This is a genomic window from Synechococcus sp. BDU 130192 (assembly GCF_963876085.1).
Lineage (GTDB): Bacteria > Cyanobacteriota > Cyanobacteriia > Cyanobacteriales > MRBY01 > MRBY01.
On record NZ_CAWNNO010000033.1, the window covers coordinates 119,994 to 133,931 of the forward strand.

14 protein-coding genes are annotated in these 13,938 nt (G+C 48.7%); 6 read left to right on the top strand and 8 right to left on the bottom strand.

From position 1 onward, the window contains the following. Positions 1 to 33 precede the first annotated feature (33 nt). Entirely contained in the window at positions 34 to 738 is a 705-nt protein-coding gene (locus tag AACT35_RS09155) for a diacylglycerol/polyprenol kinase family protein (protein ID WP_173867258.1), read from the top strand. Here AACT35_RS09155 and AACT35_RS09160 read toward each other — a convergent pair. From AACT35_RS09160 to AACT35_RS09195, 8 genes are all read right to left on the bottom strand, one after another. After that, entirely contained in the window at positions 735 to 1,043 is a 309-nt protein-coding gene (locus tag AACT35_RS09160; protein ID WP_012307370.1) for a YkvA family protein, read from the bottom strand. The two genes, AACT35_RS09155 and AACT35_RS09160, sit on opposite strands and share 4 nt — an antisense overlap. Positions 1,044 to 1,246: 203 nt before the next feature. Continuing rightward, a complete protein-coding gene (psbB, locus tag AACT35_RS09165) occupies positions 1,247 to 2,770 on the bottom strand; it encodes a photosystem II chlorophyll-binding protein CP47 (RefSeq protein ID WP_012307371.1) in 1,524 nt (507 codons plus the stop codon). A gap of 369 nt (positions 2,771 to 3,139) precedes the next feature. Next, a complete protein-coding gene (locus tag AACT35_RS09170; RefSeq protein ID WP_030007512.1) occupies positions 3,140 to 3,457 on the bottom strand; it encodes a hypothetical protein in 318 nt (105 codons plus the stop codon). Between the two features lie 168 nt (positions 3,458 to 3,625). Beyond that, a complete protein-coding gene (locus AACT35_RS09175) occupies positions 3,626 to 4,450 on the bottom strand; it encodes an MBL fold metallo-hydrolase (RefSeq protein WP_099240683.1) in 825 nt (274 codons plus the stop codon). Positions 4,451 to 4,472: 22 nt separating this feature from the next. Beyond that, entirely contained in the window at positions 4,473 to 5,087 is a 615-nt protein-coding gene (locus AACT35_RS09180) for an anthranilate synthase component II (RefSeq protein ID WP_030007514.1), read from the bottom strand. Positions 5,088 to 5,135: 48 nt separating this feature from the next. Next, positions 5,136 to 5,624, bottom strand: a complete 489-nt coding sequence (locus AACT35_RS09185; protein ID WP_065716615.1) for a diacylglycerol kinase family protein — start codon at positions 5,622 to 5,624, stop codon at positions 5,136 to 5,138. A gap of 25 nt (positions 5,625 to 5,649) precedes the next feature. Further along, on the bottom strand, positions 5,650 to 6,147 hold the full coding sequence (gene ybeY / locus AACT35_RS09190; protein ID WP_445267907.1) for an rRNA maturation RNase YbeY: 498 nt from the start codon (positions 6,145 to 6,147) through the stop codon (positions 5,650 to 5,652). After that, positions 6,148 to 6,327, bottom strand: coding sequence for a DUF3285 domain-containing protein (locus AACT35_RS09195; RefSeq protein WP_030007517.1), 180 nt, complete (start codon positions 6,325 to 6,327; stop codon positions 6,148 to 6,150). Positions 6,328 to 6,537: 210 nt separating this feature from the next. Between AACT35_RS09195 and AACT35_RS09200 the strand changes: the two genes are divergently transcribed. The 5 genes from AACT35_RS09200 (at position 6,538) to AACT35_RS09220 (ending at position 13,828) form a co-directional block, all read left to right on the top strand. Beyond that, entirely contained in the window at positions 6,538 to 7,470 is a 933-nt protein-coding gene (locus AACT35_RS09200; RefSeq protein WP_099240859.1) for an NAD-dependent epimerase/dehydratase family protein, read from the top strand. A 12-nt stretch (positions 7,471 to 7,482) separates the two neighbouring features. Next, positions 7,483 to 7,920: a DUF1493 family protein gene (locus tag AACT35_RS09205; protein WP_065710894.1), complete on the top strand. Its 438-nt coding sequence runs from the start codon at positions 7,483 to 7,485 to the stop codon at positions 7,918 to 7,920. A 44-nt stretch (positions 7,921 to 7,964) separates the two neighbouring features. After that, complete coding sequence (locus AACT35_RS09210) at positions 7,965 to 9,506, top strand: phytoene desaturase family protein (protein ID WP_099240685.1); 1,542 nt, start codon at positions 7,965 to 7,967, stop codon at positions 9,504 to 9,506. Positions 9,507 to 9,646: 140 nt separating this feature from the next. Then, on the top strand, positions 9,647 to 10,624 hold the full coding sequence (locus tag AACT35_RS09215; RefSeq protein ID WP_099240687.1) for a helix-turn-helix transcriptional regulator: 978 nt from the start codon (positions 9,647 to 9,649) through the stop codon (positions 10,622 to 10,624). A 183-nt stretch (positions 10,625 to 10,807) separates the two neighbouring features. After that, the gene (locus tag AACT35_RS09220; RefSeq protein ID WP_099240689.1) at positions 10,808 to 13,828 is read left to right on the top strand and encodes a type ISP restriction/modification enzyme; all 3,021 of its coding nucleotides are present in this window, start codon (positions 10,808 to 10,810) and stop codon (positions 13,826 to 13,828) included. Positions 13,829 to 13,938: the final 110 nt, after the last annotated feature.

Sequence of the window (13,938 nt, forward strand, 5' to 3'; positions counted from 1 at the left end):
TAGGGGTGGGAGTAATCTTGCCCTTAATTTTTTATGGATGTCAATCATCTCGTCGCGGAAATCTTTTCCCCAGCCCTCCGGATGCCCCTGGGAACGGTCATCACTTATCTGGGGGCGCTGTTGGCGATCGCCGAAGGTCTCAGTCGCAAAAATCACCTAAGCCCAGAACTGACCCGCAAAATTGTCCATATCGGCAGTGGTAATGTCATTCTCCTCGCCTGGTGGTTTGATATTCCGATGGAAATCGGCATTGCTGCCGCTTTTATTGCAGGCTTAATTGCGCTAATTTCCTACTTCCTGCCGATTTTACCCAGCGTGAACAGCGTCGGTCGCCAGAGCCTCGGTACCTTTTTTTATGCCCTTAGTATGGGGGTGTTGATCTGGTGGTTTTGGTCAATTCAGCAACCCGTATTTGCGGTGCTCGGCATTTTGGTGATGGCCTGGGGCGATGGTCTGGCTGCCGTGGTCGGTAGTCAATTGGGCAAACATCCCTACGAAATTCTTGGCAACAAAAAAAGCCTCGAAGGCACTGCCACCATGTTTGGGGTGGGTTTCTTGATTTGTGGTTTATTATTTCTCGGTTTTGACCTCATGCTTTGGCAAAAAGCGGCGATCGCCCTCGTTGTTGCCCTTTGTTCTACCCTGCTCGAAAGCATTGCCCAGTTTGGCATTGATAATTTTCTCGTGCCCGTCGGCAGTGCGGCGATCGCCTTTTTACTCGTACAAGTTTTGATCTAGGATTCGTCTACCGAAACCGAAGGGATATCTACCGTTGCCGTCGTTTCCCCCTGGGTTGTCGTTTTCCCTTGGGAATTTTCTTGGCGGGCTTGGAAAAAAGCCAAGGCCATTTGGGACAGTTCCGCAATCAACAAGGTCGCCAGCATCACATCATCAATCTGACCGGCAATGGGGAAAAAGTCCGGTGAAATATCAATGGGGCTGATCAAATATGCCAAAGTGCCTAGAATAATCCACCACCGGTATTTCGGATTGCGCAGGGTGTTGCGATACCAATCATAAAGAGCCTTGGGAGAAAGCGACATAATATTCTTTTAATTCATTCAGGGAATACCTCAATTTTGCAGAATCCTCTTCTTTCGCAACCAGTGTAGAAAACCGCCACCATCTCCCCCGAATCCAGTTAATTTTTCCCAAGAAAAAAGAGGCTAGGCTTAAAGGCCCAACCTCCTCAAAATGAATTATTGGAAAAAACTTTCCGATCGATGCAATAGATACCTGTGTTTAATTAGCTAGCACGGGTACTCTTGTCACCAACCTTCTGGAAGAAGCCCCATTCCACTTGCTCTTCTGCCAGTTCAGGGTCAACCCCAGCAAATACGTCACGGTACAACGTCCGAGAACCATGCCAAATGTGACCAAAGAAGAACAGCAGCGCAAATACAGCGTGACCAAAAGTGAACCAACCACGGGGGCTCGTCCGGAATACACCGTCAGAACCAAGGGTTTCAGTATCAAACTCGAAAGGCTCACCCAACTGGGCACGACGGGCGTATTTTCTGACAGTGGCAGCATCGGTGAAGGTTTGACCATTGAGTTCACCACCCAAGAAGGAAACCGTAACCCCAGCCTGTTCAACGGAGAACTTAGACTCAGAACGACGGAACGGAATATCAGCCCGGAGGACGCCATCCGCATCGGTCATGACCACAGGGAAGGTTTCAAAGAAGTTGGGCATCCGACGAACAAAAAGCTCACGACCTTCTGCATCTTTGAAGACAGGGTGGCCGGCCCAAGACTGAGCAATTCCATCACCTTGATCCATCGGCCCTGTACGGAACAAACCACCTTTTGCGGGGCTGTTACCGACATAGTCATAAAAAGCAAGTTTTTCAGGAATTGTATTCCAAGCTTCCGCAGGTGTTGCCCCTGACGCAATTTCAGCATCCACACGGCGCTGAATTTCGTTTTGGAAATAACCCTGGTCCCACTGATAACGGGTCGGGCCGAAAAGTTCGATGGGGGTGGTAGCGTTGCCGTACCACATGGTGCCAGCGACGACGAATGCGGCAAAAAATACTGCTGCAATACTGCTGGATAAAACCGTCTCAATGTTACCCATCCGGAGTGCCTTGTACAGACGCTCAGGGGGACGCACACTGAGGTGGAAGAGACCAGCAATAATCCCAACGATACCAGCGGCAATGTGGTGCGCCACAACACCGCCAGGGTTAAAGGGGTTAAATCCACTAGGGCCCCAGTCAGGGGCAACGGCTTGGACATGGCCCGTTACACCATAGGGGTCAGAAACCCACATTCCAGGCCCCCAGACGCCGCTGAGGTGAAAGGCTCCAAAGCCGAAGCAAAGAAGACCAGACAGGAACAGGTGAATCCCAAACATTTTCGGCAAGTCTAGGGCAGGCTTACCGGTACGGGAGTCAACAAAAAGATCGAGATCCCAATAAACCCAGTGCCAAACGGCAGCGAGGAACAGAAGACCGGACAGAACGATGTGTGCTGCGGCGACGCCTTCAAAGGACCAAAAACCGGGGTTAGTGCCTACGGCACCAGTGATATCCCAGCCATTCCAGGAGCCGGTTACGCCCAGCCGTGCCATGAACGGCAGTACGAACATGCCCTGCCGCCACATGGGATTGAGGACGGGATCACTGGGATCGAAAATTGCTAGCTCATAGAGGGCCATTGAGCCAGCCCAACCTGCGACAAGCGCAGTGTGCATGAGGTGTACAGAAATCAGACGACCTGGGTCGTTAAGGACGACTGTATGTACGCGGTACCAAGGTAGTCCCATTGACTACTCTCCTCCTAAACAATCGTGTCTACTATGACCAAATATTTTCTCATTATTAACGAGGATTGGTCTGAACCGAGAAAAACAACTTCAAATCTATAGGAAGATTTTGAGTTGAAACGGCTTTTTGACGGCAATGTCTTCGTAGACTTTAATAAAAGCTTCCTCGGAAAAATTTACAAAAGTTTACAAAGCATCCTCAAGAAAGTTGTTTTGTTATTGCTAGTTGTCCCAAGGACTTAAGCGTTTTTTTCTTCTCTCTAAACTACGATACAAAGGGTTTGTGCTGGGTTTAGGGGGAAGATTGTTTAAAGAAGTGTAACTATTGTTAGAGGGCTTGGCAAGCGTATTACGGGAAATGTAATGGCGCTAATGGCTTGGAGTTGGGTCTTTGTAGAGGGTGTTGGCTTGGTTTAATTGGGCGATCGCCTCTTCGGGGGTGATGAGGCGTTTGATCATCACTTGACCGATGTTCTCGGTTTTGACCTTCGTGGGATCGGGGGTAACTTCCAGCATCAGGATCGGGTCGTCTACTTGGTAGAGCCAGAGGCGCTCCCCCTGGTTTTCCATGGCGATGTTGGTGCGCTGAATCTTGGGGGGACGTCGCCAGGACAGAATATCCCAGGGGCCACCGGGTTCCCAAACGCGGCCAATGTGCCACCCTTCGGTGAGAAAAAAATATTGCATAAGCGAGAATTTAGGGCAGATCAATGTCCAAAATGATAGGCTCGATTGCCCTTTATACCCAGGGGTGGGGTCAATAAATCGCAAATATTTTCTAGGTTTTACCATCGCGATCAAAAAACCCCCAAGAATTTTGGAGGTTGTTCAATCAAAAGAAAAATGATGATCCGCCTAGGCCCGCAACAGGGGGCGATCGCTTAAAACTTTAATCTCTGAATTGGCTTGGGAAAGGGCCGCTCGATTGACCTGGAGGCGATTTGAAGCCACCGTTGTCACCTTAATTTCGTTACGGTCTACCAAGTTTAAAAAGGATTCAATGGACTGGAGCCCACAGGTGTCGTCCCCGGCCGTTGTTTTGTAGTGGGTCGGGATAACAATCTTGGGACGCAGCAACTCTAGGGCTTGGAGCGCTTGGGCTGGGGTGTAACCCTTGGGGGGAATATTCTGTGGGTCGGCGTCGGTGCCCCCAACGGGGATCATCAGAATATCTGGGCTGCCCCCGGTCAAAATAAAATCATCGATGTCCACTTCTTCCCCAGCGCCGCCGAGGTGCAAGATACTAATGCCTCCCTGGCGCCAACTCCAGGCAATGTTGGGGGGGAAACGCCAGCCCCGATAGCGTTCGATGTTGGCATGGGCGAGGCTAATGCCGTCAAAGGTGATGTTATTCACGGGATATTGTCCGGCTTGGAACAAAATCCTGGGGTCTCCGGGTAAACCATCGGTATAGCCTTCGTCGAACAGTTGGCTACTCAACAGGACAATGTCTGCTTGGGGAAATGTGTCCCGATAACCTGCGGTACAACTGAGGGCACGGAAGGGATTAATGAGAACCTTAGTCCCCGCACCACTGACGGAAAAACAGGTGTGGCCCAGCCATTCGATGTCAAGGTTGCCGGTTTGGGCTTGGACGGCGTTTTTTTGCAGTAGGGAAAAGCCGGCGATCGCCCCAAAAGCACTAATTCCTGCGGTCTGAATAAACTGTCTACGTTTCATGGTTATGTCGGGGAGCCCCTCACTAATTCGTTACAAGCAGCGGTACAGGCGACAGAGTAGCGAGGAAATTCCGCAAAAGCTGTTTACCTGCCGTGGTTAAGATACTTTCGGGATGGAATTGTACCCCCTGGATATGGGGATAATCCCGATGTTGTACGCCCATAATCGTACCGTCATCCACCCAAGCAGTGACCTCTAAACAATCAGGACAATTATTTTTGTCGATCACCAAGCTATGGTAACGGGTGGCGGGGAATGGATTTTCTAAACCAGCAAATACCCCTTTGTTGGCATGGTGAATCGCGGAGATCTTGCCATGCATCAGGGTTGCGGCACCGATAATTTTGCCCCCAAACACCTGGCCGATGCTTTGGTGTCCCAGACAAACCCCAAGGATAGGAAGTTCCTGGCCTAATTCTTTGATCACCGCCAAGGAAATCCCCGCGTCTTCTGGACGGCCTGGCCCCGGCGAAATGACGATGCCCGCAGGTTGTTTGGCACGAATTTCAGCGAGGGTAATTTTGTCGTTCCGATACACTTCGATGTCCTGGGCCACGGGTAATTCTTTGCCTAATTCGCCGAGGTATTGGACAAGGTTATAGGTGAAACTGTCATAGTTGTCGATGACGATGATCAAAGGGGTCACACTCCTTTAGATAGTGATGGGGATTTGTGCGGGGTTGAGCTAGGGAAACAGGGAAATTTTTTGCGGTAAAAAATAGGATTTTACAGGGGTTAAGATAGCAGGCTCTAGGAGTGCTTGGAAGTGGGGCCAAGCGATTAATCCGGCAATGGCTACAGAGGCGATCGCCCCAATGAGTACCGCCGCCGCCGCGCAGTCTTTGGCAATTTTTGCGAGCTCATGGTAGCTCTGCTGTACGGTGAGATCCACCACCGATTCGAGGGCTGTATTCAGCAACTCCAGGACGAGCACTAGGGCGACCATGGCTGTGAGGATCGCTGTTTCTAGATAATTGAGGGACAACAGCCAACACATTGTCCACACAAAAACGGCGATCGCTAAGTGAATCCGAAAATTTCTCTGGGTGCGGGTGGCGTACACAATGCCCTGCCAAGCGTAACGGAAGCTCGCGAGGAGGTCAGGGGCCACTTTCCAGGCTAGCGATCGCCGTTCCCGGTCGGGGGGTGAGAGGATTTTTTTGTGCTGTGTCATCTTCTCCCTCAATAGAATCACCCCATTATGGAATAAGTTGAACGTTTCGCAAGAGTACGGCTTGACGATCGAGCATTTCAATTAACCGGGCTTCATCGGGATGATCCCACCCCAGCAGGTGCAATAAACCATGGCTCACCAACCAACCCAGTTCCGTTTGGAGGCTGTGCTGCCGTTCCTGGGCCTGGCGTTGGGCCGTTTCTACTGAAACAATGATGTCTCCCAGATAGAGCGGTTCCCCAGGGGGTAAGGGGCTAGCAAAGTTGTCTTCGAGGGCCGCAAAGGAAAGGACGTCGGTGGGTTGGTCTTTGTGGCGATATTGGTGATTGAGATTGTGGATTTCGGCGTCAGTGGTAAAGCGGAGGGTTAACTCGTAACCGTCGGCCGGGGGTAAAGCCGCTGTTAATTCCGGTAGCCACTGTTGAAGGTGATTTTCCCAAGGGGCGATCGCCAATTCCGGCAGCTCTAAACCAGACGCATTTTCGACAAAAATTTCACACTCAAGCACGGGCTGCATCCCCATCTAACGGGTGAGGTAGGCCATGGTGACGAAAAACCCCAACAGGCCAGCGGTGGTGAGGAAAAAATGCCAGAGGGACTTACCCCCTTTGCGCACCATATTCCGCATGGCGAGCTTGACATAGCTGGGTTTAGGTTCAGTAGCTTCTGGGGCCTGGTCGAGGGAGGTTTGGGATTCAGACATGGTTCGGGACGAAGAATTTACGGCAACGGGTCGGAATTTTGAAAAAAATATTTGTTTGAGAAATGCCTCTCTAATGTAACAGTTTGTTGCAAAAAATAACGGCGGAAAGAGCCAACCCCTTGAGACGAGTTTTTCTGATACGTCGCTCCAGTTCTGGAACCCCATCCGATACACTGAATGCTTAAGGCGATCGCTGTTTGGGAAAAAATTATGCGCATTTTAATTATTGGTGGTACCCGGTTTATTGGGGTTTATCTCACCCAAGTTTTATTGGCGGCAGGCCACGAAGTAGTGCTGTTTAACCGGGGCAATCATCCGGCACCAACGAGGGTAGGGCAAATTATTGGCGATCGCCAGGATTCCGCCCAACTGAAGGAAAAATTGGCTGGCGAAACCTTTGACGCGATTTTTGATAACAATGGCCGGGAACTCGCCCATACCCAGCCCCTCGCCGAAATTTTTGCTGAAAAAGTGAAGCATTTTATCTACGTCAGTTCCGCTGGCGTTTATCTGCCCACTGACCAACCGCCCCACCAAGAAGCCGATCCCGTTGATCCCAACAGTCGCCACAAGGGTAAACACGAAACGGAGGCTTATTTGGCCCAGAGTGATTTGCCCTGGACATCGATCCGTCCCACCTACATTTACGGCGCGAAAAATTACAACGATCTAGAAGCCTGGTTCTTTGACCGCATCGTCCGCGATCGCCCGATTCCAATTCCTGGGGATGGACAACTGATTACTCAATTTGGTCACGTTTATGATCTCGCCACGGCCATGGCAGCGGTGCTGGATAATCCGAAAGCGATTGGGCAAATTTACAATATTTCAGGCGATCGCTTTGTCACTTTTACCGGACTTGCCAAAGCCTGTGCGGTAGCAGCCGGGAAAGATCCAGCGGCTGTGGATCTGGTTTACTATGACCCGAAAAAATTTGACCTCGGCAAACGGAAGACTTTCCCGATCCGCGCCCAGCACTTTATGGCGGATATTCACAAGGCCCTAAATGACCTGGATTGGCAACCGAAATATGATCTGGTGGGTGGCTTAAAAGATTCCTTCCAAAATGATTACCTTGCCAACGAACGAGACAAGGCTGCTATTGACTTTAGCCTTGATGACCAGATCCTAAGCCAGCAGTAGAGGAAAAACCCCATGCCCACCCTCGACGATATTTATCAGTTCATCCAAACAGAACTCCCCAAAACAGAAGGCGATCGCCTCAACGCAACAACTGATCTTTTTGGCACTTTTGACATCCAGGCCGATGACTGTGCCACCTTTATAGAAAAATTCGCCCAGAAATTCAAAGTCGATCTTGATGGCTACCTTTGGTATTTTCACCACGGCGAAGCGGGCCTTAACCTTGGTGGATTTTTGATCAAGCCTCCCTACGAACGGGTTGAACGCATTCCTATCACCCCAGAAATTTTATTAAAAGCGGCCACCAAGCGCCGCTGGAAACTCAGCTATCCCGACCACACCCTCCCGAAAAAACGTTGGGATATGGTGGTCAATAAAATTATTCTGTTCCTCGTCTTTTTCTACATCCTGAATCGGTTTGCGCCCCTCCTCATCGAAAAATTCATCTAAAGGCGTTTACCATACGTCGAAGCAGTATTCGGGAAAATGTGAAGATGAGTGCAAATCCAGAGGTAATCGTCATTGGTAGCGGCATTGGCGGGCTTTGTTGTGCGGGTCTTTTGGCTCGTTATGGTTATGACGTTTTGGTCTTAGAAAGCCATGCGATCGCCGGTGGTGCAGCCCACAGTTTTACCCGACAGGGCTATCACTTCGACTCCGGGCCATCCCTTTATTCCGGCCTTTCCTACAGCCCTTCCCCCAATCCCCTGCGCCAAGTCCTTGATCTCCTCGAAGAAAATTGCCAATGGCTCACCTACGATGCCTGGGGTGTCCATTTACCCGAAGGTTATTTTCACGCGGCGGTGGGAGCCGATGGCTTTTGTGAAATGTTGACCCAGATCGGCAAGACTGATGTGATTCCCCAATGGCGCCAGCTCCAGGAAACCATGCGTCCCCTCGGCGAAGCGGCGACAAAACTCCCTTTGGCGGCCTTTCGTAACGATCTTGGTGTTGTCCGCACCGTCGGTAAATATGCCAAAACTCTCCTGCCTTATCTCCCCTACACTCCCCAACTGAATGCCCCCTTTAGCCGGGTGATGGATCGCGTGATTACTGACCCCTTTATCCGTAATTGGCTGGATTTGCTTTGTTTTATGCTCTCTGGATTGCCAGCCAATGGCACAATTTGCGCGGAGATGGCCTTTATGTTCGCCGATTGGTATCGTCCGGAGGTGATTTTAGATTATCCCCAGGGAGGCAGTGGGGCGATCGTGGCGGCTCTGGTACGAGGCCTCGAAAAATTTGGAGGCAAATTGCGCCTGAATAGCCATGTGAAAAAAATCCTCACTGAAAATGGCAAGGCCACGGGAGTTCAACTGCGCAACGGTGAAATTATTCAAGCCCGTCGCGCTGTGGTGTCCAATGCTTCTGTTTGGGATACTCTCAAGTTGATTGAGCCGCAAAATATTCCCCAAAAATTGCAGAAACGAGCCGATAAAATGCAGCCCTGTCGCAGTTTTATGCACCTTCATTTAGGCATTGACAGCAGCAATTTACCTGAAGATTTGGAGTGCCATTACCTCATCGTTGATGACTGGGAAAAGGGAGTTGATGCAGCTCAAAATGTGGTCGCTGTTTCGATTCCTTCACTGCTGGATCCGAGCCTAGCGCCCCCAGGAAAACATAGTATCCACGTTTATTTGCCTGCTACCGAAGACTATACACCCTGGGCAAACCTAGACCGTCGTTCCCCGGAATATGCTGCTTTCAAAGAAGAACGTTCCCAGGTTTTGTGGCAAGCTTTAGAAAAAGTGATTCCCGATATTCGTCAACGCACGGAATTAACCCTTGTTGGTACGCCTCTCACCCATAGTCGTTTCCTCAGACGCGATCGCGGTACCTATGGCCCCGAATTAAAAGCGGGGAAAGAACAGTTTCCGGGCTGCACAACGCCCATCGCCCAACTTTTCTGCTGTGGAGATTCCACTTTTCCGGGGATTGGCATTCCGGCAGTGGCCGGGTCTGGGATGATTGCCGCCAATACCCTCAGTCCCCTGGGTCAACATTTACAAATTTTGCAGATGATTGCCGATTGAAACCATCCTGCCATACCCTTCTCAGGCATCCTCTAAGACTTGATGTTTCTTTTAGTCACGCAATAAATATTTTTTGACCCGGTAAGTCTTTTGCCGGGTTTTATCTTTATGATGAAGAGCGCAGTCGATTTAGTGACACTATGTCCCGCCAATTAGAGCGCCTACTGGAAATTGATCGCCTGATCCGTTCAAGAGAGCGGCAAACACAAGTGAGTCTTGCTCAGACCTTGGAAGTTTCAGAAAGAACAATTCGTAATGATGTTAATTTTTTGCGAGATCGCTATGATGCCCCGCTGGAGTACGACAGAAATCAGGGTTGGTACTATACCGACTCTAATTGGCGATTGCCCACTATTCCGGTGACCCAAGGGGAACTTTTTGCTCTCACCCTCGGAGCAAGGATGCTGGAATCTTATTCAGGTTCTATTTATCAAATTCAATTGCGGGAAACTATTGAGCGAATTGCAGAACGTTTACCAGAACAGAGTGTGATTAATCTGCGACAGTTGGCAGAGGAGCGGGTTCATTTTCGGGTTGGGGGAGAAATCCAGCTTAATCCAGAAATTTGGCAAGCTCTCATTGAAGCCAGTGAGCGATCACAGTCGGTTTTGATGCGCTACTACTCTCCTCAACGACAGCAAATATCAGAACGTATTTTCGATCCCTATGTCCTGGATATTTACCGGGCGAGCAATCCTTATGTCTGGGGCTATTGTCACTTGCGCGAGGAGGTTCGGCAATTTCGGATTGACCGGATTCGTAAGCTTGAACCCACAGGGCAAACCTTTGAGCGGCGGGAATTCGATTTACAGGAGAAATTAAAAAATAGTTTTCAGTATGAGGTGGGGGGAAAAACCTATGATGTGGCGATCGCCTTTGATGCTCAAACTGCACCCTACATCACTGAACGGCAATGGCATAGCACCCAAAGGATTGAGACCCTTGCTGATGGATCGATTACGCTGCGGTTTACGGCTTCGGGTTTGAACGATATGAAGCGTTGGATTCTTGGTTATGGCAGGGGGGCGATCGCCAAATCTCCTCCAGAACTAGTGAAGATGCTGGAACAGGAAACGGCACAGATGGCACGGCAAAACGAAACAGGAGAATTTGAGTAGATGAATTGTTTGGAAGTGCAGTTTGAGCTGCGGGGTAAAACGCTGCCTGCGGATCACGGTTACAGTCCCTATTCTGGGATTACATAAATTTGCCAACATTCTGCATCATGTTGTTGAACTTGATTCTTTGCGAATCTAGTAAGTCTATGATGAATACTATCGGCATTCTGAGTCAGTTATTCGATGTCTATTACTCTTCAATCAGCGATCGCCACATTTGGAAAAGCAGTTAAGGAAAAACTGTCTAACCCTGTAATGACAGGTCAACCAGAAGATCAGTTAAGAGCACCTTTTGAGACGTTATTGCTCGATCTTGCAGAACTTTGCCAAATCAAACGTGATGATGTGACGGCAGTGGGTGAGTCGGCTCTAACCGAGCTAAAAACAAGACCTGATTATTCGGTGACTGTCCGCAATGCCTTGGTTGGTTTTGTGGAATTGAAAGCGCCGGGGAAAGGGGCAAATCCGAAAAGATTTAAAGGGCATGACAAGGCTCAATGGCAAAAGCTTCAGACTCTACCTAATCTGATTTATTCGGATGGGAATAGTTTTAGCCTCTGGCAAAATGGGGAATTGGTTGGCTCTATTGTTTCGTTTGATGAGGATATCGAAACTGCTGGAAAAAATCTAACGCCTCCACAGGGATTGCTTGATCTGTTTCAGTCTTTCTTTCTCTGGGAACCAATCCCACCCACTAATGCCCAAGAGCTTGCCAGAATTACCGCTAATCTATGCCGTTTGCTACGGGATGAAGTCGTTGAACAGATGGCTTTGGGGAGTGAAGCTTTAACTTCTTTGGCAGAGGATTGGAGAAACCTGTTATTTCCTGATGCAACCGATGAGAAATTTGCTGATGGTTATGCTCAGGCTGTGACCTTTGGGCTACTTATGGCGCGGGCGAAAAATATTGAATTGGCGACGGGGTTAGATCGTGCAGCAAGAGATCTAAAAAGTGTTAATTCATTGATGGGGACAGCCCTTCGTTTATTGACTGACAATCTTGATGATGAAGCAATTCTGAAGACTTCGCTCAATTCTCTTGTTCGTGTACTTGATGCCGTGGACTGGGAGCAGATCAGTAAAGGTGATCCAGAGACATGGCTCTATTTTTACGAAGATTTTCTGGAAGTTTATGACAACAAGCTCCGTAAAGAAACGGGATCTTACTATACGCCTCCCGCAGTAGTGGAAAATATGGTGCGGCTCGTTGATGAATTGCTAAAAGATCCGAGTTTTGGATTGCAGGAAGGTTTAGCTTCTTCTGCGGTGACAGTGGTTGATCCGGCGACTGGTACAGGCACATATATGTTGGCAGTGCTCAAAAAAATTGCGGAATCTGTGAGTGATGATTATGGAGAAGGATCTGTAACATCGGCGATTAATGCGGCATTAAAACGATTAATTGCGTTTGAGCTTCAGTTGGGACCTTTCACCGTGGCGCAGTTACGAATTTTGGCGGAAGTGCTGGAATTAACTAATGGTTCGCCAACGGAATCCCTCAGAATGTTCGTCACAGATACCCTTGGTGATCCGGAAGATGATCAGGGCTGGATTCCCCAGATGTTTGCGCCTATTGCGGAATCTCGTAGGGCTGCGAATCAGATTAAGCGCGAGGAGCCTGTGACGGTTGTGATTGGCAATCCTCCCTATAAAGACAAGGCAAAAGGTCGTGGTGGTTGGGTTGAGTCCGGTAATCCTCAAACGGATACGCCTGCGCCGTTAGATGATTGGCAACCGCCTAAAAACTGGAAGATTGGAACCCACGCAAAACATTTGCGTAATCTATACATCTATTTTTGGCGGTGGGCGACGTGGAAAGTTTTTGATCATCATCCAGAAAACAATTCTGGGATTATCTGTTTTATTACTGTGGCTGGATTTATTGCGGGTCCGGGTTTCCAGAGGATGCGGCAATATTTACGGGAAACTTGTGACAATATCTGGGTCATTGATTGTTCACCAGATGGTCATCAACCGGGAGTGAATACCAGAATTTTTCAGGGGGTACAGCAACCTATTTGTATTGTCTTGGCAAGTCGTTCTAAAAAGAAACAAGATGGAAGGCTTGCTCAGGTGAAGTTTCAGGCTTTGCCATTGGGGGCACGGGAAGATAAATTTGCGGCTTTAGATCGAATTACGTTGTCTGGTGATGCTTGGGAAGATTGTATGGAAGGAAGTCGCGCTCCTTTCTTGCCGGAATCTGAAGGAAAATGGTCAACTTATCCGACGCTCAATGATTTCTTTAATTATGATGGCTCTGGGGTTATGCCCGGTAGAACATGGGTAATTGCGCCAGATATTGAGTCTTTAGACAAACGTTGGCAGGCACTTCAAAATGCTCCTATTGATAAGAAAGAAGAACTGTTTCATCCCCATGGTTCTGGGGATCGAACTGTTGCGAAAAAAATTTCTGATTCTCTGGCAGGACAGCCACAACGTAATCTTTCAGTAGCAGAAGATAAAAATGATGTGGTTACTCCTGTGAAATATGGTTATCGTTCTTTTGATCGACAATGGATTATTCCTGATAAAAGATTGATCAATCGACCAAATCCGAAATTATGGGAGTGGCATTCAGATAATCAAATTTATTTAGCAACTCCTGATCGTCCTCCCACAGATAATTGTGCTGTGACGTATATGTCACTAATTCCAGACTTAAATTCTTACAATGGCAGAGGAGGTCGGATCATTCCACTTTGGCAAACAGCGGATTGTAGTGATAGCAATGTTAAGCAAGCATTTTTAGATTTTTTGAGCAACTTTTACGAGGGCGAGATTGCCACTGAAGATTTCTTTGCTTATATTGCTGGTGTTGTGGCGAATCCTGCCTATACAGAACGCTTTCAAGAAGACTTACAGACTCCGGGTATTCGCGTCCCCTTAACCGCCGATCTCAAGTTATTTCAGGAAGCTGTATCACTGGGTAAACGAGTCATTTGGTTACACACCTTTGGGGATAGAATGATTGACGCTTCAGCAGACAGACCCGCAGGCAACCCCCGCTTACCAAAGGAAGAACGCCCCACAATTCCCAGAGACGGCACAATTCCCAATACTCCAGAAGAAATGCCCGATGATATTGGTTATGACGCAAGCAAAAGGCGTTTACTCGTTGGCTCTGGTTTTGTCGAGAATGTTCCACCGGAAGTCTGGCATTACAACGTTTCCGGCAAGCAAATTGTTAAACAGTGGTTTGTTTAGTTATCGTAAGAAAGATCGTAGTCGTCCGATTATTGGCGATCGGCGACATCCTTCTCCTCTGAATCAAATTCAACCCGATCATTGGCTAGATGAATACACGAGAGAACTTC

Bases quoted from the DNA above. Each gene is read 5' to 3' on its own strand.
- AACT35_RS09210 (WP_099240685.1), top strand. From the start codon at position 7,965: ATGAGTGCAAATCCAGAGGTAATCGTCATTGGTAGCGGCATTGGCGGG.
- AACT35_RS09160 (WP_012307370.1), bottom strand. From the start codon at position 1,043: ATGTCGCTTTCTCCCAAGGCTCTTTATGATTGGTATCGCAACACCCTG.
- AACT35_RS09200 (WP_099240859.1), top strand. From the start codon at position 6,538: ATGCGCATTTTAATTATTGGTGGTACCCGGTTTATTGGGGTTTATCTC.
- psbB (WP_012307371.1), bottom strand. From the start codon at position 2,770: ATGGGACTACCTTGGTACCGCGTACATACAGTCGTCCTTAACGACCCA.
- AACT35_RS09175 (WP_099240683.1), bottom strand. From the start codon at position 4,450: ATGAAACGTAGACAGTTTATTCAGACCGCAGGAATTAGTGCTTTTGGG.
- AACT35_RS09170 (WP_030007512.1), bottom strand. From the start codon at position 3,457: ATGCAATATTTTTTTCTCACCGAAGGGTGGCACATTGGCCGCGTTTGG.
- AACT35_RS09185 (WP_065716615.1), bottom strand. From the start codon at position 5,624: ATGACACAGCACAAAAAAATCCTCTCACCCCCCGACCGGGAACGGCGA.
- ybeY (WP_445267907.1), bottom strand. From the start codon at position 6,147: ATGGGGATGCAGCCCGTGCTTGAGTGTGAAATTTTTGTCGAAAATGCG.
- AACT35_RS09220 (WP_099240689.1), top strand. From the start codon at position 10,808: ATGTCTATTACTCTTCAATCAGCGATCGCCACATTTGGAAAAGCAGTT.
- AACT35_RS09205 (WP_065710894.1), top strand. From the start codon at position 7,483: ATGCCCACCCTCGACGATATTTATCAGTTCATCCAAACAGAACTCCCC.
- AACT35_RS09215 (WP_099240687.1), top strand. From the start codon at position 9,647: ATGTCCCGCCAATTAGAGCGCCTACTGGAAATTGATCGCCTGATCCGT.
- AACT35_RS09155 (WP_173867258.1), top strand. From the start codon at position 34: ATGGATGTCAATCATCTCGTCGCGGAAATCTTTTCCCCAGCCCTCCGG.
- AACT35_RS09195 (WP_030007517.1), bottom strand. From the start codon at position 6,327: ATGTCTGAATCCCAAACCTCCCTCGACCAGGCCCCAGAAGCTACTGAA.